The sequence below is a fragment of the Chitinophaga sp. 9-1-y genome (assembly GCF_059511905.2).
Genome location: NZ_CM197955.1, coordinates 2,661,404 through 2,686,560, shown reverse-complemented (window position 1 = coordinate 2,686,560; position 25,157 = coordinate 2,661,404). Strand labels below are relative to the sequence as shown.

Annotated in this window: 17 protein-coding genes; 6 read left to right on the top strand and 11 right to left on the bottom strand. The window is 46.9% G+C overall.

Annotated features, from left to right (window positions below; genetic code table 11):
- Positions 1-7: 7 nt before the first annotated feature.
- The 4 genes from AC5ZC7_RS10625 to AC5ZC7_RS10610 form a co-directional block, all read right to left on the bottom strand.
- Positions 8-3,490: a SusC/RagA family TonB-linked outer membrane protein gene (locus AC5ZC7_RS10625; RefSeq protein WP_496159319.1), complete on the bottom strand. Its 3,483-nt coding sequence runs from the start codon at positions 3,488-3,490 to the stop codon at positions 8-10.
- Positions 3,491-3,537: 47 nt separating this feature from the next.
- Positions 3,538-4,551, bottom strand: coding sequence for a FecR domain-containing protein (locus tag AC5ZC7_RS10620; RefSeq protein ID WP_496159320.1), 1,014 nt, complete (start codon positions 4,549-4,551; stop codon positions 3,538-3,540).
- A 381-nt stretch (positions 4,552-4,932) separates the two neighbouring features.
- Positions 4,933-5,547: an RNA polymerase sigma-70 factor gene (locus tag AC5ZC7_RS10615; RefSeq protein ID WP_496159321.1), complete on the bottom strand. Its 615-nt coding sequence runs from the start codon at positions 5,545-5,547 to the stop codon at positions 4,933-4,935.
- 267 nt (positions 5,548-5,814) lie between these two features.
- Positions 5,815-6,114 carry a hypothetical protein gene (locus tag AC5ZC7_RS10610; RefSeq protein WP_496159323.1) on the bottom strand — a complete coding sequence of 100 codons (300 nt, stop codon included), beginning with the start codon at positions 6,112-6,114 and terminating at the stop codon, positions 5,815-5,817.
- Between the two features lie 193 nt (positions 6,115-6,307).
- Here AC5ZC7_RS10610 and AC5ZC7_RS10605 point away from each other — a divergent pair, with 193 nt between their 5' ends.
- Both AC5ZC7_RS10605 and AC5ZC7_RS10600 read left to right on the top strand, forming a co-directional pair.
- Positions 6,308-7,351 (top strand): redoxin domain-containing protein, encoded by a 1,044-nt coding sequence (locus AC5ZC7_RS10605; RefSeq protein ID WP_511911494.1) that lies wholly within the window; start codon positions 6,308-6,310, stop codon positions 7,349-7,351.
- A gap of 58 nt (positions 7,352-7,409) precedes the next feature.
- Complete coding sequence (locus AC5ZC7_RS10600) at positions 7,410-8,162, top strand: S24 family peptidase (RefSeq protein ID WP_496159325.1); 753 nt, start codon at positions 7,410-7,412, stop codon at positions 8,160-8,162.
- Positions 8,163-8,381: 219 nt separating this feature from the next.
- Here the strand turns inward: AC5ZC7_RS10600 and AC5ZC7_RS10595 are convergent, their stop codons facing one another.
- On the bottom strand, positions 8,382-8,888 hold the full coding sequence (locus AC5ZC7_RS10595) for a hypothetical protein (protein WP_496159326.1): 507 nt from the start codon (positions 8,886-8,888) through the stop codon (positions 8,382-8,384).
- Between the two features lie 354 nt (positions 8,889-9,242).
- Between AC5ZC7_RS10595 and AC5ZC7_RS10590 the strand changes: the two genes are divergently transcribed.
- The 4 genes from AC5ZC7_RS10590 to AC5ZC7_RS10575 are packed head-to-tail and all read left to right on the top strand — an operon-like array spanning position 9,243 to position 15,697.
- Positions 9,243-12,503 carry a SusC/RagA family TonB-linked outer membrane protein gene (locus AC5ZC7_RS10590; RefSeq protein ID WP_496159328.1) on the top strand — a complete coding sequence of 1,087 codons (3,261 nt, stop codon included), beginning with the start codon at positions 9,243-9,245 and terminating at the stop codon, positions 12,501-12,503.
- Positions 12,504-12,521: 18 nt separating this feature from the next.
- Positions 12,522-14,000, top strand: coding sequence for a RagB/SusD family nutrient uptake outer membrane protein (locus tag AC5ZC7_RS10585; RefSeq protein ID WP_496159330.1), 1,479 nt, complete (start codon positions 12,522-12,524; stop codon positions 13,998-14,000).
- A gap of 18 nt (positions 14,001-14,018) precedes the next feature.
- Complete coding sequence (locus tag AC5ZC7_RS10580; RefSeq protein ID WP_496159332.1) at positions 14,019-14,708, top strand: hypothetical protein; 690 nt, start codon at positions 14,019-14,021, stop codon at positions 14,706-14,708.
- Between the two features lie 23 nt (positions 14,709-14,731).
- Positions 14,732-15,697, top strand: coding sequence for a DUF5007 domain-containing protein (locus AC5ZC7_RS10575; RefSeq protein ID WP_496159334.1), 966 nt, complete (start codon positions 14,732-14,734; stop codon positions 15,695-15,697).
- A 65-nt stretch (positions 15,698-15,762) separates the two neighbouring features.
- On the opposite strand, the gene AC5ZC7_RS10570 is transcribed toward AC5ZC7_RS10575, so the two are convergent.
- The 6 genes from AC5ZC7_RS10570 to AC5ZC7_RS10545 all read right to left on the bottom strand — a co-directional run bounded on the left by AC5ZC7_RS10570 (position 15,763) and on the right by AC5ZC7_RS10545 (position 25,125).
- Positions 15,763-16,809 (bottom strand): hypothetical protein, encoded by a 1,047-nt coding sequence (locus AC5ZC7_RS10570; protein ID WP_496159335.1) that lies wholly within the window; start codon positions 16,807-16,809, stop codon positions 15,763-15,765.
- A gap of 87 nt (positions 16,810-16,896) precedes the next feature.
- On the bottom strand, positions 16,897-17,388 hold the full coding sequence (locus AC5ZC7_RS10565) for a 2'-5' RNA ligase family protein (protein ID WP_496159337.1): 492 nt from the start codon (positions 17,386-17,388) through the stop codon (positions 16,897-16,899).
- A 103-nt stretch (positions 17,389-17,491) separates the two neighbouring features.
- On the bottom strand, positions 17,492-18,925 hold the full coding sequence (locus tag AC5ZC7_RS10560) for a glucosidase family protein (protein ID WP_496159338.1): 1,434 nt from the start codon (positions 18,923-18,925) through the stop codon (positions 17,492-17,494).
- A 68-nt stretch (positions 18,926-18,993) separates the two neighbouring features.
- Positions 18,994-20,034 (bottom strand): hypothetical protein, encoded by a 1,041-nt coding sequence (locus AC5ZC7_RS10555; protein WP_496159339.1) that lies wholly within the window; start codon positions 20,032-20,034, stop codon positions 18,994-18,996.
- Positions 20,035-20,061: 27 nt separating this feature from the next.
- The gene (locus AC5ZC7_RS10550; protein WP_496159340.1) at positions 20,062-21,744 is read right to left on the bottom strand and encodes a RagB/SusD family nutrient uptake outer membrane protein; all 1,683 of its coding nucleotides are present in this window, start codon (positions 21,742-21,744) and stop codon (positions 20,062-20,064) included.
- Between the two features lie 39 nt (positions 21,745-21,783).
- The gene (locus tag AC5ZC7_RS10545; protein ID WP_496159341.1) at positions 21,784-25,125 is read right to left on the bottom strand and encodes a SusC/RagA family TonB-linked outer membrane protein; all 3,342 of its coding nucleotides are present in this window, start codon (positions 25,123-25,125) and stop codon (positions 21,784-21,786) included.
- Positions 25,126-25,157: the final 32 nt, after the last annotated feature.

Genomic DNA, 25,157 nt, shown 5'->3' with positions numbered 1-25,157 from the left:
TTAGGCATCAAAACTTTATATCCAAACCAAAGGCGAAGGTGGCGGCATTCGGATAATTACGGCCGGCAATGGCATTGTAATTATTCATACCCAGCTTGTCGTCGAACTGTGTAAACTCAGGATCTACGCCAAGTTGACGGAATCGTTTCGGCATAATCGTGATCAGGTTCTGACTGGTAAAGTATATCCTTACGCCCTGCATATTGGCCCTCTTCAATAAAGACGCCGGCAGATTATAGCCTACCTGGAAATTTTTTAGTCGCAGGTACTTCGTATCAAACAACCAGTAGTCGGAATACGCGAAGTTGTTGGCATCCGCTGCACCGATGGTCAAACGCGGATAGGAAGCGCCGGGATTGGTAGGTGTCCAGCGGTCCAGGTGTTGCACCATGGCGTGGTCTTCGTTGTTGTGGAATGCTTCCACAATATCGCCGCGCATAAACTGGGTGCGTTTGCCCACCCCCTGCCAGAACATGGTGAGGTCAAAGTTTCTCCAGCTTACATTATAAGTAAACCCGAAAGTATAGCGTGGGAAAGGATTACCGAAGATGTAACGGTCGTTTTCATCGATCACCCCATCTTTGTTACGGTCAATGTATTTAATATCGCCCGGCATTACCTGTTGGTTATAGGCAAATGGCACCTTCGGTGCATTCTTGATATCGTCCAGGTTCTGGTACAGGCCATTGGATTTGTAGCCGTAGTAAGAGGCAATCGGGTATCCTTCTTTGATGATAAACGTTACATCCGATCCACGAACAGACTCCTGTCCGAATTTAATCACCTTGTTCAGGTTATCGGCGATGTTAAAGCCAAAGGTATGGTGGAAAGCACCGGTGGTGGCATGATACGCCAGGGCCAGCTCCCAGCCCTTATTGTTTACCTTACCCACGTTTTCCAGTGGCGCAGCTGTTCCTGCCGTTCCGGGTACTGTCTGGAACAGGTAAATACCATCGGTCATCTTATTAAAATAATCGAAAGATGCGGTTAACTTACCCCTGAAGAAATCTGCGTCGATGCCATAGTTGCCCATGGTGGAAATTTCCCACTGTAGCAGGTTGTTGAAGGTAGAGAACGTGTTGCCGGGGGCAATAGAGTTGTTGAAAGAATAGTTGGCGTTATTGATAGATACCCTGGACAGATAGTTAAATCCGCCGATGTTAGAGTTACCCACCTGTCCCCAGGAATAACGCAGTTTAAAATTACCGATCTTCTCTTTTACGTCCTGCATAAAGGCTTCTTCCGTAATTCTCCAACCCAGGGAAAAAGCCGGGAAGAACTGCCAGCGATGGCCCGGAGCCAGCTTGGATGAGCCGTCATAACGCCAGGTGATTTCCGCCAGGTATTTATCACTATACGAATAGTTGAAGCGCCCGAACAGGGAATTCAATGCATAGAGATTCGGGTTGGCTAAATCATTGTAAGTACCGATGTCTTTGTAATCATAGGTACCATCCGGTTTCGGAATGTAACCACCGCCTATGCCCCAGCTGGGATCCAGGTTAGTAGTACCATAACGGGTGGCACGGAAGCCATAGCCTTCATCCACCGCATCACTGCGCACGCCTACCTGCCCTTTCACGTAATGTTTACCAAAGGTATTTTCATACTCCGCAGTAGCGTATACGTTAGTGGTCAGGTCTTTGTATTCATCCTGCTGCAACTGGTTATACTGTGGTGGTGTAGCGGTGGTATAGTAAGGTGCGTACGTGAATTTATTGGTGCGGGCATTCAGGTTGTTGATATTATACACGCCGGAAGCGTTCAGGTTAATCCTGAAGTGATTCACCGGGGTGATCACCACATCCAGGCCGCCCATCAGGTTATCGATAGTTCTTAAGTTAAAGCCACCGTCTGCCAGCAGGGCAATCATACTGTTGCTGGTAAGGCTTGGTACCACCCAGTTGCCCAATGTGTCTTTCACGGCATTGGTACGGGGTACACGCATGGCGTCGCGCATCAGCAACCCAATATCCGCCTGCTGTGTACGGTACATAGAACGGGTGTACGCTGCATTGGCATTTACCTTTACGTACTTACTAACGTCTACGGATACGTTTAAACGGGCATTATATCTTTTGTAGTAGAAATCCTGTGGTACATATTTATTCTGCAGCATGTTGCCCTGATCCAGGTAGCCAACGGAAAACAGGTAGCTGCTGCTTTTGCCGCCACCGGTTAAGCTCAGGCTATGATTTTGCTGAGGCGTGTATTGGCGGAGCATTTCATGTAACATGGCAGGTTCCGAGCCGCGGTCGTGCCAGTACTGGATGTTTTCCGGTGTGAATTGTGGTGTTTTGCCGGAGTTCACCAACGCTTCATTTTTCAGTGTCATATACTGCCAGGCTTCTACGTTACGGGGTAAGGTGGTAGGCGTTTGCCAGCCATACATGCCGTTATACTGTACAGAGGGGCGTTCATCTTTTTTTCCTCTTTTGGTGGTAATGTAGATCACACCATTAGCCGCCTGCGAGCCATAAATAGCGGCGGAAGCGGCGTCTTTCAATACGGAGATGGTTTCTACATCGTAAGGGTTGAGGTTTTGTAAACCCGCCGTACCGGCTTGTATACCATCGATGATTACCAGTGGAGCGTTGCCGGTTAAGCTACCCACTCCGCGAATATTCATCACCATGCCGGCGCCGGGTTCGGCGGTAGCTTGTTGCATGATCAGGTTGGGCGCCTGGCCTTGCAGGGCCTGGAACATGTTGACCGCAGGGCGGCTGGTAATATCTTTCGAATTAACCGTGCTGATGGCAGCGGTTACCTGCCCTTTTTTCTGCTGGCCGTAGGCCGTTATCACTACCTCACCGAGATCTTTGGAATCTACGTTGAGCATTGTGACAATATTTGTTCTGCCGGAGATATTTATTTCTGAAGATATATACCCGATAGAGGAAAATATCAATACGCCGTTGGCCGCGGTGGCAGGGATTTTCAGGGAATAGCTGCCATCGGCGGTGGTAACGGCGCCAATGGTTTGTCCTTTCAGGCGAATGTTAGCGCCGGGAATGGGTTGTCCATTGTTATCCACTACGCGGCCGGTGATGATAACTTCCTGTTGCTGATCGCTGGTAACGGTAACGCCTCCACGTTTCAGAATGATTTTGTTGGCAATGAATTCGTAGTTGATTTCTCTTGGCAGGAGGATCATCTGTAATACATCGTCCAGTTTATTATCTTTTACGTTCAGGGATATTTTCTGCGTGGCTTTGATGTCGTCATTGGCATATACAAAAACGAGGGAGGTTTGTGCTTCAATTTTCTCCAGCACTTGCGCCAGGCTTGCATTTTCTACCTGCAGGCTAACCAGGTAGTTGCCGGAAGGCGATCTTTCCTTCATCTTCGCCGGCTCATGCTGTACCTGCCGACGCGTACCTGCTGCGTAGGCTACCTGTGCATGCAGATCCAGCACGCTTAGCAACGATAAGCAGACGATCAGCGACCCGAAAGGTGGACGAAAAGAAGGCTTGTATAGTTCCTTTCTCATAACGTAGTGGTGATTAAAAATGATTAAATGGTAATGTTGGCTTTATATTATTCTCCTATGACCAATGTTGAATCTGTGATGCGATAGTGGAATGCTTTTGACTTGTTCAGGTAGTACATGATATCTTCCAGTGAATTGTTGTGGAAAGAGCCGGTCAGGCGATATTGTTTTGGTGCGTTGGCTTCAAATTCTACCCGTTTATTAAAGTTTCGTTCCAGGCTGGCGCCGATTTCTTCGAGGGTGGCATTCCGGAAAATCAGGCGTCCTTCTGTCCAGGCTTTATCTTCCGCGCCGATGGTATTGCCTTTGATGAGTGTACCGCTGCTGGCTGTAAAGCTGACTTTTACATCTGGCGTAATCAGGATGGTATCACTGATTTTCTTTGCTTCTTCGTACCTGGGAATAAAGGCCACCTTTCCGGTTACCACGGCTGTTTGCACGGGTTCGTTTTCATAGGCGCGGATATTGAAAGAGGTGCCCAGTACTTTAATCGTCCCTTTCTTCAGGTGTACAATAAAAGGGCGTTTGGCATTGGTGGCTACATCAAAAAAGGCTTCTCCTTCCAGGAAAATTTCCCGGCTGTTACCCTTAAATTTCTCTGGATAGGTGAGTACGCTTTCCGCATTCAGCCATATTTTACTGCCGTCGGCCAGCTCTATAAAAGAGCGGGTAGCTTTGCCATTGCTGCGTTTCACCCATTGCTGACGTGTGGCTTCCGGGGAGCGCTGGCCTTTGTTGAATAAGTAAAAGGCGCCGCCCAGCATTAATACTGCCGCTGCTGCTGCCCATCGCCAGGTATGTATCTTTTTAATTTTTACAGGGGGAGATGGCAGGTCCGTTGATTGGGATTTTATTTTTGCCAGCGTGCGCTGCAGGGCCTGTTCCGTATTTTCGGCAGCCTGCTGCAACGGATCTTCGAAATAATGATGCAGGTGTGCGTACCGCTCCTTCAGTACCGGGTATTGTTCGAGCAGGGCCTTTAATTCCGACAACTCTGCCGGAGTGGCTTCCCCGGCCAGTTTACGTGTCACCAGTAAGACGAAATGTTCTTCGTTTATCATAAAATGGAATCGTGTTCAGAGAGAAGGACAGGTAACAAACGGGGAATTACTTACAGGGAGGGGAAATATTTTTTTTGTCTTGGGACAGGATTATGCTGATTATACTGATTACATTTTGAGAATTTGGAAAGATGGAAAATAGATGATGAATAGCAAAACCTCATCGATCTGCTTCCCTTCTTTCTAAATCCTCAATATTAATTTTGTCTTGGGACAGGATTATACTGATTATACTGATTACATTTTGAGAATTTGGAAAGATGGAAAATAGATGATGAATAGCAAAACCTCATCGATCTGCTTCCCTTCTTTCTAAATCCTCAATATCAATACTAAAAATCAGTATAATCAGCATAATCCTGTCCCAAGACAAAATACGCATCAGCAAAAGCCGGGGAACGACAAAGCCAGGAGTATTAATAAAGGGGGTAATATTTCTTTGCTTTTGCCGATGGCGCCTAATCCTTCATTAAGGCGGCGCATGGCCCGGAAAAGCTGGGTTTCTACCGTTCTTGGAGAGATGCTCAGGATTTCGGCTACTTCTTTATATTTAAAGCCATCTTCTTTGATCAGCTGGAACACGCGGCGGCACTGTGCCGGTAAGGCGGCCACCAGCTGGTCCATTTTAAAGCGCATCTCTTTCCATTCGAGGTCGCGCTCCAGGTCTACGCTATTGCGCAGGTCGGCAGTATCGGAACCGGTAAGCGGTACAATACGCAGATGGGAATATTGTTCGAGGTAATTGAGAGAATGATTTTTTACGGCAACAAAGAGATAGACTTCCAGGTTCACTACCTGCTCCAGCTCTGCACGGCGGTTCCACAGTTTCACAAAAACGTCTGATACAATTTCTTCGGCCGCTTCCCTGACATGTACATACCGGATACAAAAATGCAGCAGCCGGTCATACAAATGCCGGAACAGGCGGGAGAAAGCCTGCTCATCATCATAACGCGCAATCTGCATTTGCCATTCACGAATCTCATCCATGCTCATGTCTATGCTAAAACGTTTTTGCTAAATGGACAAAAAAAAAGAATATTTTTTCCTGATTGATCTGGTTGCTAATTAAAAAGGTATAACCGGGTTGGCCCTCTTACAGTAGCAATAATAGAAAAAAGGATTTAGAAAAACAACACTGTCAGGCAGAAAGGGGAAAGCATAAAGCAAAAAGCTATTAAAGCGATTGATATAAGTGGGTATTTAACTGGTCAATCGCTTTAATAGCTTTTTGCTTTATGCTTTCCCCTTTCTGCTCCCTAATCAGGTCAGTATATTAAAGGACACAAAAACGATGGTAATGCTTACGCAAATTAAGGCAATGAGGAAGGTATAGTCCGCTACCAGCTCCAGTTTTTCGCTTCGCCTGTTGTGCCTGTTCTTCAGCGATAAAAATGACAGCAGGCAGCTGGCCATCAACAAAATGGCGGCGATACCGGTGCAATCGTCAATAATGGTAGCGTGATTAAAACGGGCCACTTTGATAGAAGTAAGTACAATCAGGCAAAAACCCAACAGGTTGGTAGACGTATTCAGGATATGTGGCGACTTGCTATTGTTCATATATTTTTTGTTATTACTGCTTAACAATTACTTCTGTATACGAATTGAATGAATTTAGTTTATAGATTCGGTTGTACATGTGATTCTTATGAAAAAAATAACATTTTTAGCCCTGTTGTGTTGGCCTTGCCTTGTTAAGGCACAGCCCGCAAGCTTTATGCTGAAAGGAAAAGTAGCAAAACAAAGCGGCCCATTGCGAGTTTACCTTACCCAGGCCTCGAACGACAAACTGATAGTAGATTCCACGGATGCGCAAAATGGGGAGTTTCGCATTACAGGCATGGTAGATGGGCCCGTAAAGGCCATGCTGATCTTCTGTACTACCGGTGGTAGCATCGACCTGATGCGTCTTCCCGATGGTACTGATTCCAGAATTTTCTACCTGGAAAAAGGCGAGACCAAACTGGAAACCAAACAGTATGTCCACAAAGCCAGGATTATTTCCCCTATCAATGAACAAAATAAGGATTATGAAGAAGCCCTGAAGAACATTGACCAATCCATTGCCCAAATCGATAAGGACCTTGCCCGGGCCTCTGCCAGTGATCGCGAGGACGCCGTATTTGCACAAAAGCTCACGCAACGGTATTCCGTGGCCTGGGAGGCCAGAAGAATGATCCAATATAAATTTATCACCGAACACCCCGGCTCCTTCCTCAGTCTGACAGCCCTGAAAGAAGTTGCCGGTATTCAAATGGACCCTGATCAGATTGAACCGCTCTTTCAACAATTGATCCCGGCCATACGCAATAGCGCAGAAGGCAAAGCATTCCAGGCAGAAATTGCCCAGGTCCGTAAACTGGCCATAGGTTCGCCGGCTCCCGATTTTGAAGTCCCCGATATGGATGGTAACCCCGTTCGGCTTTCCGACTTTAAAGGCAAAACCGTACTGCTCGACTTCTGGGGTTCCTGGTTCACAGCCTCCCGCAATGCACATACTTACATACGGGAAGCCTACCGGGAGTTTAAAGATAAAAACTTTACGGTGATCAGTATCGCAGTAGACCCACCAGCAGACCGGCCTTACCTGCTAAAAGCGATCGAGGAAGACAGCCTCACCTGGACCAACCTCTCCGATCCTACCAGGGACAGGAACGACGCGGCCAAAGCCTATGGGGTTAAAGTCCTTCCCCAGAACTACCTGATCGATTCCACCGGTATGATTATTAATAAAGACCTGCATGGGTCCGCGCTGTCCCAACAACTCAGTAGTCTTTTACTTCCCCAGAATCCGTAAAAATCTATACATTTGCCTTTGTTAATTATAAATATAATATATTATAAATATATAAGGCATGGACAAACAGCCCCTTTTCTGGGCCGCTAATCTGAAATTATTACGGACACGAAAGAAGATCTCACAACAGCACCTATCTGATTTACTGGGACTGAACCGGAACAAGATCACTGCGCAGGAAAGCGGCAAAACACGCAATCCACGTATGGACGACCTGGTATTGATTTCCACTTTTTTTAAAATCGATATCGACCTCCTGGTTAAAACAGACCTCTCACAAATTCCGGAAGCTCAACTGGAAGAACTGGAAGCAGGCAAACAGGTGGATCTCTCAGGAAGGCATATACGCATTCTTCCTATCACGGTAGATAACAGCAATGAAGAAAACATGGAATATGTACCCGCACGCGCCAAAGCGGGCTACCGCAACGGGTTCAGCGATCCCGGCTTCATTGCCGCCCTGCCGAAATTTACCCTGCCGGAACTCCCCAGGGGTAAAACTATCCGCATGTTTCCTATCAGCGGCGACTCTATGGCCCCCATCCCCGATGGTAGCCATATCATTGCGCAATACCTACAGGATTGGTCGCATCTGAAAAATAATACCGCCTGCGTCCTGATCCTGAAAGGTGGAGAAGAAGAAATCGTTTTCAAAGTTGTAGGGAATCATATTAAACAGAACGGCACCCTCGCACTGCATTCCCTGAACAGCAACTATGAAACCGCAATTATAAATATCGATGAAGTACTGGAAATCTGGACATTCATTGGCTATATCAGCAAAGAATTGCCGGAAGCACAGGTGGGATAAAGCGAAGACTGTCTTTTTCAGGATTAAACTGATTAGACTGATTTTTACGATAATATTTTAAAGATTTAAAAAGATAATGGGAGATGAAAGCAGTACAATACCTGCTTCTGTCTCCCATCTTTCTTAATCCGGAAAATCAAAATAAAAAATCAGTCTAATCAGTTTAATCCTGGAAAAGACAATATCCGCTTCGATCATCCGCGAAAATAGCTTTCTGCTTTACTTATAACTTTCCCTGAACGCCTGCAACGCCTCTTCCATCCGCACTCTCAGGCGCTCTCCCTGTGGGCCGTCACCAGGTTTGGCAATGTGGAACATTGATAACGTATTGTTTTCTTTTAATTCCCTGCTGCCCTTTTCACTCTCCGCAATTTTTACCACCTCGCTATTGAATTCCAACCCGATGTAATAATCGTAGAATACCGCTTTAATGGCACTCACCGGAGCCGTGAGCCGATACAACGTATAACTGTTTTCTACCGGGTAGCGGAAAGTAACAGATAAAATCCCATCTTCGCTGATACGAAAGGCAGATTCAATTTTTGCACCCGATTCTGTGAGATAAGATAACTGTGGCGGATACACCGTAGCCGCTTCGTTTAATAGTTTGGTAAACTGGATGGCTGCTTTGGCGCGTGTGCCCGGATTCACCACCGCTTGTTGTGCAAAGGCGCCGGTAAACACAAAAGTACACAGCACCCATAATAGGGAGTAGCATTTTTTCATAGGTATCCTTTCGGTTAATAAGTTCTTTCGACATGTAAATATAATATATTTACATCATACATTATCACCTACTATCCCCGCCCCGCATTTAATATTGTTTACAATCTTTTAAATTTCATTAACAAGTTCTATTTCTGCTTCATACTAACTTCATTGCCTTATTCGGAACCTGTGATCTTATTAAAAAATCGATTTAGCAACCAATAAAAGCGTATCAATCAATCGTCATTTGACCAACAAAACGCGTAGCGTGTCAAGAGTTAGTATCAGCGTATAAGACGTCAACCAATGTCATTTTAACAAACTGGCTATTCAGTATTCCAGTATCATTTCATAAGCTTCAAATTCATTTACATGACTGTTAATTTTACACGATACAGCCATCGCTGTACTGCTATGTTATTAACGTTCTGTCTGGCCCTCTTTTCCCTACCCGGCATCGCGCAGGTAAATCCTGCCACGACAAAAATCACGGTAGCTGGCTTTGTACGGGACGGATCCGACGGAAATCCCCTGCCAGGCGTATCCATCAGTGTTTCAGATGCCAAATCAGGCACTATCTCCAATGCGGATGGTAGCTATTCCCTGAAAGTAAACCCAGGCACACTGCTCACCTTCAGCATTGTAGGTTACCTGCCGCATTCCGTCACCGTAAAAGAAAGTAATGCACACCTGAACATTACTTTACCGGTAGATAGAAAAGCGTTGAAAGATGTGGTGATCATCGGCTACCAGGAAGCCTCCCGCAAAACGGTGACTGCCGCGGTTACTTCTATCAATCCTAAAACCCTGCTGGACGTCCCCACCCCTACCTTTGATGCATTATTGCAGGGTCGCGCCCCCGGACTGGATGTACAAAACTATTCCGGCGAACCCGGGGTAAGAAGTAATGTGGTCATGCGTGGAAACACCGCCGTAAGCCGCAACATCAACAGCAACCCCGCCGATCCGGCCGGGAAAGCCAGCCTGGCCCGCGCATTGAGCGGCCCCCTCTATGTAATTGACGGGGTACCGCAAACCACAGAAGACATTGCCGCCATCAACTACGGTACCGGCACCAACACGGATGTCATGGCCGGTATCGCCATCAATGATATTCAAAGCATAGATATCCTGAAAGATGCATCCGCAGCCGCCATCTATGGATCAAGAGGCGCAGGCGGCGTGATCATCATTAAAACAAAAAGAGGCATCTCCGGCAAACCCAGAGTAGATTTTGCCACCTATCACGGATTCACAGAAAAACCACAACTCGATAAAGTAGTGATCGGCGCGGAAGAACGCAGGGCCAAACTGGACCTGATCAAACATTACGGCAACTGGGGCAACCTCCAGAACCTGCCGCAAATACTGACAGACAGCCTCAATCCCGCCTTCAACAATGCGAACGATTACCAGGGTGGCATGTATCGCACCGGCCGCGTTGATAACTACGATGTATCCATTTCCGGTGGCAACGACCTGGTTAATTATCGCTATGGTCTCAACTATTACGACGAACAAGGCATCGTGAGAAAGTCCGGCTTAAAACGCTACAGCTTTAGCAGCAGCACCGGCCTGAATCTTTCTTCCAATGTAAAAATCTCTACCCAGATCCGCTACTCCAAACTCGACCGGCCCCGCTCTATCAGCGACCTGTCCGGCGGCTTCGGCGCATTCAATGGTGGCTATTATGCCTCCAGTCCCCTGCCCACCTCACTGATGTATATGACCGATGCATCCCGTGACTTTATTTTCGGCAGCGGCAGCGGCGCCACCGATCAAAATACCAACGATAACCTCTCTATCAGTCCCGTAATTGACTGGCGGATTTCAAAGAAATTCAATTTCTCTACCGTCATCTCCTTTACACAAACCAATAGCCGGATGGATACTTATACGCCCGGCATTGCCAGAAGAGATGGTACCGGTGTGGCCACCAGCTTCACCGATAAATCCAATAACTACTTAATGAGCAATACCATCCAGTACACGACCAATGTGGGTAAAAACAATACCATCAACCTGCTTGCCGGACAGAACACAGAGTTCTGGGAATATCGCGCTACCTACGCTACTGCCATCGGCATTCCGAATGATCAGATCCATACCGTAACTGTACTGAACAAAGACCTCGCAGATACCCGCTCCGACTTACTGCAGAGTGGTATCCAATCCCTTTTCCTGAGAGCCAACTACAGCTATAAAGAACGCTACCTGTTATCCGGTGTTATCACCGCAGATGCCTCTTCCCGTTTTGGTAGAAATAATCGCTGGGGATATTTCCCTTCTGTGTCTGCCGGATGGATCATCAGTGATGAACCCGCGCTGAAATCAGCCGCTAACTGGCTCACGATGCTGAAACTACGCGCCAGCTACGGTATTACTGGTCGCCAACCCGATGGTGGCGATAACTACCTCTCCTATAATACCTATAACATTGGCGCCGGTGGCTTCCCCGGTAGTACCAATCCTGCTACGGGCAACAACTACGCATTTGGTTACAACGGCATTCCATCTGTAGCCCTCAACTTCGATAAAGGATTAACCAATAATAACCTGAGCTGGGAGAAGAACGCACAAACCAACCTGGGCCTGGACGTGAGCCTGTATAACGGCCGGTTCAACGTGGTAGCAGATGCCTATGTAAAGAAAACCAATGGCGGTATCTTTAACCTGAATGTACCGGTGACGACCGGCTATTCCATTCTCACGGCCAACGCCATAGGTATCCGCAACACAGGGATAGAACTGCAGCTGATTGCCAACGTACTACAACCATCTTCCAAATTCCAGTGGCAGGCCTTATTAAACCTGGCACATAACGATAACATTATTACTTCACTCCCGAACGGTGGGCGTGATATTTATCTCGACAAATACCTGCTCCGCCAGGGACATCCACTGAACTCTTATAACGTCTTCCGCAAAACAGGCATCTATGCCACTGATGCAGATGTACCAGTTAACAAAGTAACCGGGCAGCCACTCAGCTTCTACGGCTATCCCTTCAAAGGAGGTGATCCTATCTGGCAGGATTCCAATGGCGATGGCATCCTCGATGCCACCGATTACGTACCTGCCGGTAATCCGAACCCCAAAGTAACAGGCGGTTTCGGTAACACCTTTAGCTACAAAGGCTTTAGTTTGTATGTATTCTGCACCTTTACCGCAGGCAGAAAAATATTCAACGACTACCTCGCCGGTAAATTATCGCAACTGATCCCTACTGACGACGGTAATCCGGATCCATATCATTCTATTTCCACACATGCCTTCCCTGACCTGAGCAACATCAATTACTGGAGAAATCCGGGCGACCAGGCAGACTACCCGATGCTGAGCTCCGTATCCGGCACCCACTATAAATATGCCATGGTGACTTCTGCCTGGATAGAAAGTGGCGCCTATTTCCGCGTAAAAAATGTGTCGCTCTCCTACTCCTTTAACCAGGGTGTATTAGACAAACTGCATTTCAAACGTTTACGGATATACGCACTGGCAGATAATCTTTATCTCTTTAAACAATCCAGAAACATTCCTGATCCTGAACAGGTAGATGCGTTCGGCGTATATAGCGGCAGTGGTTATCCCATTCCTAAAAAGTTCACGCTGGGATTGGATTTGAGCCTTTAAACCATCAAAAATTACATCATGAAAAAACAACGCTTATATATTGCATACGCCGCTGCAGTGCTTTCAACTGCCACACTGGTAGCTTCCTGTTCCAAAATACTGGACCTGGAGCCGCATAACTCCACCTTTACCAATGCCTATTTCAGCAGTGAGTCCGATGCTAAAACCTCGCTCTCCGGTGCTTACTCCATCCTGCGCAATATCCTGATCCGGGACAACTCCTGGCACAAATACGGCGATGTGGTATCCGGGGAATTAAGCATCGATGGCGGAAGAGATAATGGTAATTACAACATCTCCAACGGGGAATTCACCGGCCTCAATGTGGGCAGCAATAACTGGAACTGGCAGCAATACTACCAGCTGCTACAGCAGGTAAACCTCATCATCAATAAAGTACCCGGTATTCCCGACAGCAAATTTGCCTCCCCTGATACCAAGCGCCATGTGATCGGTGAAGCCTATTTCCTGCGTGCTTTCACCTATTTCTATATGAGTAGAATATGGGGAGATGTACCACTCAAACTGGAACCAGACTTAGACGTATCTACCGCGAAGAATATTCCGAGAAGCCCGGCAGCAGATGTGTGGAAACAATGCCTGGCAGACCTGGAGCTGGCCAAACCCAACCTGGACTTTGGATACGAAGGCAATGAAACAGATCGTGCCGTAAGGGCCAACAAAGGCAGCGCATTTGCTTTACAAGCGCATATCCTGGCCTGGAAGGGCGACTATGCCGGCGCCGCCGATGCTGCCAATACCGTGATTACCAGCGGAGGTTATTTACTGGCAGATCCCAGCAACTACGCCAAAGTATTTATTGGAAAATCACAGGAGGGCATCTTTGAAATTAACATCAACGATGCACAGTCGGAAGGCCTTTCCCTGCAAAACAACAGCGGCATGGGCGTTACACTCAGTATGCCTTTCATTGATGGCAAAAACTACATTGAATGGCCCGTGAATACCAATATGGTGAAATATTTATACGCAGACAGTGCCAAAGATATCCGCTACCGGACCTTCTTCTATAATGCACAAAGCAACCAGGGACAAATCATAAAATTTGCCAACATTACTTACGCAGATGGCTCTACGAAAAAAGATCCCCGCCTGAGTAATAACCTGATCATTTTCCGGCTCGCAGACATCATTCTGCTGAGATCAGAAATGCTGAATAAGCTCCACCAGGATGGCGATGCCCTCACCCTGGTGAATAAAATACGCGAAAGAGCCGGCTTGTCTGATACCACCGGTACCGGCACAGAACTTGGCACCACTATCCTGGAAGAACGCCTGCGGGAACTGTATTTCGAAGGACATGCCTACTACGACCTGGTACGTACCAAAAAGCTACCGGAGTACAATGAACATTTCCCCGGCACGCAATTCCAGGACGGAGCGCCCACCGGCGGCTGGTTATGGCCCATAGATCCCGCCATGTTCAAAGATGACTACACCCTGGTACAAACACCTTACTGGAGAGGAAAACTTTAACCTATCAAAAAGCATTGTATGAAACATAAATTATTTCCGGCCTTCATCGCACTGGTTTGCATCGCCCTGTTCTCTTGTAAAAAAGAGTATACCATTGGCGGCAGTGTACACGATCCGCATGTAAACATGACCACCTACGATTACCTGAAAAACAATCCCCTCTTTGATACCGTGATGTTGCTGATTGATAAAACCGGTTTGAAAGACGAAGTAAACGCCAGCGGCACTTTCTTTGCCTTCACTAATTACGCATTAGATAACTATATCAGCGTAAAGCAGGAACAGCTGCGGGTATCCCTGGAGCAACCCAATCTGAAATATACCTTCGATTCATTGGATTTTAAAACGTTGAAAGATTCCCTTCGCGCCTATATGTTCAAAGATAAAATCACACTCGACAAAGCCACCAAAACAGGTAAGCTGTATAAGTCGAACGATGGGGAACTGCGACTGGTACAAGGCATCTCTTCCAGCGATTATACCAACGGCGGCGTATTCACCCAATACCCCGTGTACCTGTATCTCACGAAACTGATTCCTAAACCAGGCCGGCCTGTACCTACCGATGATTCAGGCTTACCGAACCTGACACCGGATCAATACCTGCAGACGGTTTGCCAAACTACCGGCATCCTTACCACCACAGGGGTATTACATGTATTGAATAATCGGCACACGTTCACCTATTTCGCGGATGTGTTTAACTGAGTTTTTATCCTAACGCAATGATCATGAAAAGAAATATAAAAATCTTTGGCGCAATACTGCTGGCAACAGCTTTTGCCTATGGTTGTGAAAAAGTAGAAAACGGCTTTCTCAGCGACCAGGTACGCTATGTAGATAACCCGATCCGCATCAACCGTGGACAGGTTCAGCAAACTTCTCCCGTAAGTAATGACGGTTCCAGCGCACCAGTAGTATACAAACTGCTGGATATCCGGGACGCAGAAAAACATCAGCATGCAGATACCGTGTATGCCAAATTTGAGCGGTATGAATGGATTGGCTTGTTTGATCCACAGAAAGATACGACGGTGGAATTGCTGAATAAAAAGCGGCAAAAAGTAAACAAGCCTTCCTGGGAATTCAATGAACATACCGGCGCCTTTACGTTCTATGGCACGTCTGTAAAGATACCCGTTGGCACTTACGAATTTGATATACAGGCGAGCAATGAACATGGCACCAAAGTGTATAAAAACATTGCCACGTTCACCATGGTAGATAAAGACCCCTATGACATAGGCGACGGGGGCTGCGCCTGGTTCAAAGATGGCACCACCACCAGCGGCGACCTGGGTGCCCCCATCGTCACCATCAAAAAAGTATCTGATGAAGGCACTAATATCATCCTGAAAATTGTGGATCAGAATGGAAAGTCGTTCAATCCCGCCAAAGGGGAAATTATCAGGAGAGGTGACCGCAGCGATTTCCAGACCTACGCGCAGTTTCATCCGCTAACGCTCACGGATACTTCGATGATCTGTAATTTCGAAACCACACCATTTCCACTGCTGCAAAGTGGTTATGGCTACCTGATTTACTACCGCATACCAAGTGCGTTTGTAAAGGTAGATCCGGGCTATGCCCCCACTGCCGATCCGGTGTATAACGTCAATCCACGGTTCCAGTTTCATATCTACCAGGAAGGTACTTATGAGGTAACGGTGCAGGTGAAACATGCCACCAGAAAATAGATGAAATACCTGAAACAGGAAAGCCTTCCCGGTAATGGGAAGGCTTTCCTGTTATTAAGAGCTGTTTATTTTTTAACCCACTCCTCTAAAAGCTCAATTGATGGCAAAAATGGGACTATTACCACTTTCCTGGTGGAAGTAAGTTCCCGTACAGTTGTTACATAAACCTGGTATCCCTCAGTCCCCTCCCTTTCTGCATAGGCCCCTACAACGGTGATTTTTTTACTAATGCTATTGTAAGACCAGGCCCCCGCGAAATCAAAAGTAATATTATGGGTAGTATACTTCAGATTATCACAGGTAGAATTATTGATATCCAGCCTGGTATCAATTTCCTTTTCTACAGATGTAAACGTACCATCACTGTTGAATGTTTCATCTAGTAAAATGTGATTGGACCTAATTAAAATTACATCTGTCCCGTTAAATGCCGCGTCCTCCATCACTAGCTTGTTATCTTTACAGCTTGTTTTGACCCACAAAGTATCTTCACGAACCCTGGGAAACCATGGGCTTTGCGAATTCACTCCCTTAGTACTTTTAAGAGACCAGGTACCTACCAATGCTGCGCCATCGTTTCCTCCACCAGCCGGCAATACGGGAATAGCTGCTTTCATTACATTACTTGCTACGTTCGCGGAGTCAAATGCCGCATATTCCAGGTAAATGGTATCTAATTTTATATCCTGCGGCAAGCTGATAATAATAACGGAATCCACCCCTTCACGTAAAAAACGGGGAGTGCTCACATTTGCCTTGCGAGCCCCTGCTTTGGGCGGAAAGGTTACTTTAAAATAACTTTTAGCTCCCACTACTTTCACATAATAACCTTTGGCTGTACCGCGGGTCAGGTTGGGTTTAACAACAGCAAAATGTCCGCCCACAGCAGGGATAATCTGATCCTCAGCTATCATGCTTAATACTGGTGCACCCGCAGCTCCGGTGCCGGCTGGCATAACACCATCTACCGCTTTACTATCTTGTACCTTTAACACAGCGGTAAGTGTGTTCGGGTCTTTGGGGTCTGGTGTCGGTGAGTCACCTGTTTTGTTGTCTTTCTTACATGCAAATAGCCACAGTGCAGCAAGAGAAAGAAGTAATATTCTCTTCATAGATAAAGGATTAAACAAAAAATTGGGGGCAAAAGTACATAATCCCAACACGAGGTCACGATAATTTAAGTGACTAGATAAATTCAACTATTTATTGCCAAATGAAAACGTATCTACCAGCGTCCACGGTCCTTTGTCGAAACGCCACCACTGCAGTCCGATAGCCTGTACTTCCGGCGGCTGAAAGTCTGCCCGCAATTTTTCATATACCTGCTGCGCCTTCCAGTCCGTCACTTTATTCATGATGGTAATATGCGGCTGTAAAGGCTGCTGATCCCGCCAGACCAGCCGGGAAGCCCATTGTTGTTGTAACGACTGGTGCAAGGCTTGTAAAGGAGCCGAAAATAACGTATAGGCTATGCCGTGAGGATAGCGCTGCAATCCTGTCACTTCCAACCTAAAAACACCCGGGACAGGAATTGCCTCAAAGGGATTAGCACCGCGGTATACATCTGCCGGCAGGCGATGAAATAAGGTCAGATGCGCCTCTACTACATTCGCATAAGCCGGGTACCAGGTACGGCGTAACTGGTTAAAATATTCGGTAGCGGCGGGCGACAACTGTAAAGTAAGAATCATGCACACAAAAATAAGTAAAGAGGGCATTCCTATGCTTTGGCACAAGCATAAAAATACCCTCTTTGTGTTCATAAAAATTGGGATAGGATAGACAAAGTCGTCACTACTCTGCTACGCGTGCATGGCAGCTTTTATTTCCTTTCACCATTACCTCCACATAGGAAATCATATTTCCGTTATGATCCACCTCATGCATGGCGCTTCTGGGAGCATTATCTATTGTTATTTTCTGATAGTTCCCGGCAAATGCCGCTCTCCATAACACAGCTTTATTACCCTGTTGCCGGAAAGTAGTTTGTTTTTCCTGGTGATTCACTGCGATCACCGTATTTAACACCTGCAGGTTATTTAACGCAGCAGAACTGCCCTTTTTGCCCCTGTAAAGCGTGGTAATACGCCGGGCTGCTGCATCCGGTGTGATGCCCATTAAACCCCTTACAATACCTTCCACTACGCCAAAAGACACCTCAGGGTATTCTCTCCTGGGTGTAGCCGCATCCGTTAGGTGCAAAATATATTCGCCGGCTTTATCCCAATATCCTTCCTTATACAGGATAGCGGGCAGATAGGAGGTGGTTTCCACGTTCCACGGAGTAGTTATAATATGCTCAATGGTTTTGCGACGCCGGCCCGGGTTGTTCAACGCATCAAACCACAAGAGGAATACCTCTCCCTCTCCTACGCCAAATTCACCTTTTCCATTGCACCAGGTATAGTACCGTGTGGCAGGCTCATTCCACCATGTTTCCATTTGCTGCTGGTATTGGGCTGCTGCTTTTCTCAACTGCGCTGCTTTTGCCTTATTGCCCCGGAGATCTGACATCGCCGCATAGGATAACAATCCCCGGTAAATGGTGGCAATGAGGTCAATCCCCATCTTCAGGGCGCCTACATTTTCTACATACGAAGGCAAGCCTCTGCAGGTATAAAAATTATCATTACTGTTGAAAGATGCCGGTGCATTGGGATGTGTAGGTCTGGTCAACAGGGAATCCGGCTGCAGCGTCCACTGACGAATGTATTCATTCACGGTTCTGTCAAAGAAATTGGTCAGCGCCGGGTTGCTGATGTACGCGGTGTCTCCTGTCCATTGATATAACCTCCAGCAGGCGGACAGTATGTCGAAGTTCGCATTCAAGTTGTACCAAAAGGCGGTGTCATTCCGGTAATCTTCCGGAGCAGGCTTTGCATACCTGTTGATTTCCCAGTAGGAACACCAATCCTTGCTTTTTGAGATGTGTTTTGCAAAAGCGCCGATCATATTCCGGTTTTCTTTATGCAGTCCGTATATCGCGGCGCCAATAGTTTGGTGTGCCACGTCGCGCATACAAAACGCTTCCCGGGAAGGCAGGGCTGCTTCATACCAGGGCCCCACCGGATCGGTGGGGCTTCCCTGGTAATGTTGCACCATGTGCCCGGCCCATTCGTAGGCCCGTTGCATGGCGGTATCTGAAGAGGCAAAAGTAGCCGGTGTCTGGGCTTGTGTTGACATATAACCGGCAGCCGTTATCAACAGTGTCAGCAAGCGTATTTTCATCCTGTTTTTTTATGATGTTCCGTCGACATCGTTTTTGTAACGAGCATTATAATGTTAGCGGTATGTGATCAGTCCTGGCAACTATTCGCTGCCTTTTCCCTCACCGTACAACCCAGGAAGGCTTCCGGTCCGATCCCCTGGTATTTGGGGCCGGCAGCCGTATTCACTACCCTGGCAGCCATAAAGTCGAGGTACCAGTTCATCCACGGAAAAATGTAGTTGTACATCTCTGCGGCATGCACTACCAGGCCATCGCCTGATTTACGGGGTAGTTGCAGACCTTTATCCTGGTAAAAGTTTTCTCCCACGGTATGCAGCCATTCATGTACCCACACCCCGGGGTCGTTATTTTTGTAGTAGTTGATCCGATCGGCAAGACTGGCTCCTGCATCAAACTTCACTGTTACGTAGCCCGTTTTGATAGGCTCTTTCAGCGGATTGGTCCAGGCGAGGCCGAAATAATTGCTTTTAAAGCTACAGGCCCCCTCGCTTTCCCGCCAGAATACAAATACGCAATCGTAAGCACCTGGTTGAATCTCCTGCATCAGGTCTGCAATAGTGGATGGCTCCACTGTATACTGGTTATTAACGCCACGGGTAAGCATCACCGGTGTAGTGATATCTTTTCGTACCACCTCCCAATGGATCGTATTATAGGCATACTTTTCAAAATGTTGTTGCAGACTCCATTTGAAAAAGTCATATCCCTGATCCAGTTCTGTGGTGGTAAAGTGCGTGCTGCAATCTCCGGTTGCACTGGTTCCTTTTGTTTCATTTAACCCTATCCAAAGTGCTTTCCAGACTTTAGGAGTGGGTTTATCACTGGAAGTAAGATTCAGCGAAACGCCGGTTGTTACGTTTACTTCTTTGCGAAGGTATTGCCAGGAATTCTGTAACGCTACGCCTACTACGTGCTTCCCGGCAGCAACTGTAATATTACCAGGGGCCATTGTGCCCGTATAGGCGCCATCGAGATAAATATAGCCGGATTCAGGAGCAGCTACTGCTACTTTTATTTTATCATCCGGCTTGTCGCCACCGGTGGTGGAGGTGCTGCTTTTTTTGCAGGCACCTGTCACCAGTAGTAGTACTAAGATCCATTTTTGCATTGTATGGGGACCGGTTTTTAATGAAGATTAATTGTATCCGGGATTTTGTGGCATGTTGGTTCTCCTGATTTCTTCCCTTGGAATCGGCAACAGGTAATGCTGCGGCTTAAAGACTCTATCCTGTACCTTAATGTAGGTATAGGTTTTGGAGCCATCGGCATTCTTCACAATTTTCACGCCGCCCAATGGTTTATTTTCTGTGACGTCTGCAATTTTCCAGCGGCGTACATCATAGTAGCGGTGGCCTTCCAGGCACAATTCTACCTGGCGTTCGTTCTGTATTTTCGCCAGCAGGGCCGTACCGGTTAAGCTGCCAGGCAGGGTACCGCCAATACCGGCGCGTTGCCTCAACAGATCCAGGTAATGACGGGCCACATCGCTGTTGCCGAGGTGATACTGCGCTTCAGCATAATTTAAATAAATTTCGCCCAGGCGGGAGATAATCCAAAATTTATTCGTTTGTGTTTCTACGTTAAAATTGAAAGTAGTATCCTGGTATTTCCTGAAGCTGTACCTGGTCAGACTGGCATTCCAGGTATCCCATCCCTGTTGGGAGTCGAGTCCGCCTTCATACATTTCTGCCACATTGCTATGACCAGCCGCATAACGGTCTTTGAAGAAATCCGGTCTTCCATACGCCCTACCATCAAAAATAATATCGCTGTAAAAGCGCGGATCCCTGTTGTCGTAAGGTTTTTGTGGATTGTAGCCGGAAGTTGGATCAGTGATATCTTTTCCGTCGGCCGTACCAAAAGCGTCTACCAGGTTCTGGCTGGGCGCAAAGGATGACCATCCATGGAAGCCACATGGGGCCAGGAACATTTCCACGCCCTGGAAAGAACTTCCCTGGTATTTTTTGTTTCCCATACGGGCCATCAGTATTTCGGAGTTCCAAACGGTAAAAAGATTCTCATAACCGCCGGTAAACAGTTGGTATTGGGGCAAGTCGATGATGGCTTTAGCTGCATCGGATGCCTTTGTCCACTTATCTGCATTATCTGTGGCATTCCATTGCGGACTGGCGGCGTACAACAATACTCTTGATTTCAATGCCATGGCAGCAGCCTTGGTGGCACGACCAAGGTTGGCGGAACCGGAGCCATAGTTCACGGGTAATACAGCGGCGGCAGCGTCACATTCCGTCACAATAAAGGCCACGCACTCATCAAATGTACTACGTGGTACGTCAAACTTACTGTTGAGATCAAATGGTTGTTTTACCAAAGGCACGCCGCCATAGTCGCTGACCAGCTTAAAATAACCATAGGCGCGCAGGTAAGTAATTTCTGCTTTCAAACGGGCACGTGTAGCATCATCACCGGGTACACCGTCTATTTTAGACAGGAAGAGGTTACAATCCTGTATCCTTTTATAGGTTTCGTCCCAGATATCAAAGTTGTTGAGGTTATCGGGCGTCAGGGAACCGGAGTTCATGATAGACGCATTATAATCATCAAACTTATTAAATGATTCATCACAGGCAGAGGAGAGCGCCCAGGTACGGTTGCTCAGCTTATCCCAGTAATGGCCGGGATTGGGCAATATGCTATATTGGAAATCAGCAAAGGCCTCTGCCAGCTTCATATCTTTCCAAACTAACTGATCAGAAAATGAATCCAGTGGTACTTTATCCAACACGTTCTTCTGACAACTCATGAATAACATGGTGGCCATTAATGCAGTACCTATTTTCAAGTATATTCTTTTCACAACGATAAATTTAAATGTCCATAAATGTGATAAAATGGATTACAAGCCGATGTTGATACCTGCACGATAAATCCTTGTTTGTGGATAGTTGATACCGGTGATATTATCGGTTTCAGGGTCCCTGTTAAACTTCTTCATTTTGTCGATGGAGAAAAGGTTGAACCCACTCACAAACACCCGGATATTCTGTATACCGATACGGCCATATAAATTTTTGGGAATGATATAAGACAACTGCGCAGATTTGAGGCGGATAAAAGAAGCGTCTACCAACCAGAAGTCGGCGTATACGGAGTTACGTGGATCTTTTGAGTTAAATGCCCTTGGATATGCGGAGTTGGTATTATCCGGTGTCCAGCGACCATCATATAACCACTGTGGAGGCGCCACTACAGATCCCTGCATTTGCGGCAGGATCATTTGTTTCGCTTCGGTTTGCCCAGCCCATACCAGGTCCAGTGCCAGTCCTTTGTATTCAGCACCCATGGTGATACCGAAAACAATTTTTGGAGTGGCGGATTCCGGAATTCTTATCTGGTCGTCGGCAGTAATGACATTATCACCATTTTTATCTACCAGCCACAGGTCACCTGGTTTAGTCCCGGCCATGTGCGGAGAGTTCTTTATTTCATCATCCGTGTGATAAATACCTTTTGTTTCATACACTTTCCAGGAGTTGATAGGCATGCCGGTGGTACGCTGATAGGTAGGGATGTTAGCTGCTTCATCGCTAAACAATACCTTGTTTTTAGCATAGGTAAAATTAAAGCCAACATTGAATTTAACATCCCGAACGTTACCATTGTAGTTCACGATAAAGTCGAACCCTCTGTTCACTGTTTTGCCGATATTTTCAGCCGGTAATGTTAACCCGGTGTACAGTGGAATGGAAGCGCTGCGGGGCGCCAGGATATCTTTACGCAGGTTATGAAAGTAATCTGCTGTTACACTCAGCCTGTTGTTAAAAAACGTGGCATCCACCCCAAAGTTCTTGGTATCCTGCTTTTCCCAGGTGATGTTGACATTAGGGATAGAGGCCAGGAATAAGGCGGTAGATTCTGAGTAGTCACCCCCGAAGTAGGTATAATATTCCTGGGCGGGGCTCCAGTAAGACGATGGCATATTACTCACCAGAGAGTATCTTGCCAGGTACATATACTTGTCTACCGCATCACTACCCATAATACCCCAGGAAGCGCGCAGTTTCAGGTTATCGACAAAAGAAACATGCTCTTTAAAGAATGATTCTTCAGAAATCCGCCAGCCTAATGATACGGAAGGGAACATACCCCAACGTCTGTTACTGGGGAAATTAAATGAACCATTATAACGTCCTACTACTTCTGCGAGGTATTTGTCTGCATAGCTATAAGCGATTCTTCCGAGGTAACTTTCGCGGCCATCCTGGCTCGCACTGCCATTGGCAATCTGGTCAGCAGCGCTACCGGCAAAGAGCTGATCCAGCTTATCACTCACCAGGTTTTTCCGGTAAGCATAAGTCATTCTATAAGTGGACGTCGTTTGTTCGTATCCGGCAAATGCATTGATGCTGTGTTTACCAAAGGTTCTGTCGAATGCAATTTTATAGAAGTAGGTATTCTCATTATAGGATCTTTCGTCCTGGAACAGGCTGAGAATAGCCGTACTGCTTTTCATATTGTTATAGGTATTGGTCGTCAGGCTATAGGTATAAGCATCCCATGGTTTGGTAAAATTCTTTTCGCTTCTCTGACGATAGTCGAATGCCGCGTAACCGCTCATAGACAAGCCTTTCAGGATAGATGGCAGTTGCAGATCGAATCCTATTTTAGGTTGTACAAAGAGGTCGGTTACCTTGTCATAACCTGGTTCAGAGGAAGTCATCAGGTAAGGATTACGCCCGTTGGATATACCGGCAGAAGGTAGCCCATTGGTCCAGTGTACCGGGATAAATGGATACATGCTTACGGTTTCATGCAGGATGGAGCCCAATCCGACGGCTGGATACGTACGGTCTTCTTTCCTGGCGGCGATGTCAAATGTCAGTTTCAGGTTTTTAGTAACAGAAGCATCTATATTGGAGCGGATGTTATAGTTTCTGAAACGTTCGTCGCTATTGCGCCAGTTACTTTGTTGGTCCAGGTATTGGCCGGAAACAAAGAATTTCACGGCTTCACCTCCTCCTCTGACAGAAAGACTGTGGCTGGTTTGTGGCGCGTTTTTGCGGAACACGGCTTTCTGCCAGTCGGTGCTGGTATAGTTGGGATCATTACCCGCTTTATACTTATCGATGTCTGCCTGTGTATAAGGCAGTGAAGTACCCTGGTAACCACTCAGTTCATTGTAGTAGGTCATATATTGCCAGGAGTTCACACGATGTTCCATCCTGGTGAGTTGTTGTATGTCGTAAGTACCTTCGTAAGAAATAGCAGGCCTTCCGGACTTTCCTCTTTTGGTGGTGATGAGGATGGCGCCATTGGCAGAGCGCACGCCATAAATCGCGGCAGACGCGTCTTTCAGTACGGTAACACTTTCTATATCGTTAGGGTTCAGGCGATCAATGTTACGATCGGGAATACCATCCACAATAATTAACGGCGCCGTACCTCCGCTGAAGGAGTTGGTTCCTCTTACAGATAAGCTGGAAGCGTCATCGCCGGGGCGGCCAGAGCGGTTGTTGGCGATTATGCCGGGCACGTGACCAGCGAAAGCATTAGATACGTTACCAGAAGGCACCCTGGTAATTTCCTCTCCTTTGATGGTGGCCACGGAGCCGGTCAGTGTAGCTTTCTTCTGTGTGCCATAGCCCACTACTATCACTTCCTGCTGTTGCGCCACGGAATGTTTCAGTACAACGGTTACGCGTGTACTTTTTCCGATGGTCACTTCCTGTTTCTCCATACCAATAAAAGAGAACACCAATATACCGGATGTATTATCCGGTACACTGATCTGGAATTCTCCGTTTTCTTTGGTCACCACACCGGTGCTGGTACCTTTCAGCTGAACGGTTACTCCTACCAGTGGGGTACCATCTTCACCGGTTACCCTGCCATGGATAATGGTGGCAGCGGCCAAACTCGCGTCATTATCGCCAGCGGGTGTCTGCGATGGCTTACGGACAATAATGGTTTTGTCAATAATTTCATACGTCACCGGCTGGTTTTTGAAAGCCAGTTTCAGCACTTCTTCCACGTTAGCATGGCTTACTTCGATATTTACCTTTGCTGTTTGTTCCAGCAGGGTATTGTTATAAACGAAGTTATAACCATTCTGCCGGGTGATTTCTTTGAATACTGTGCTGAGAGAAGCGTTCTTCAGCGACAGGGTGATTGTTTGTGCATTCGTGGCGGCAGCCGCCTGCATCAGGAATGCCAGTAACAGAAACGTTGTCAGCTTCATTGTCAATCTGATTTTGGCCCATAATCCCGTTT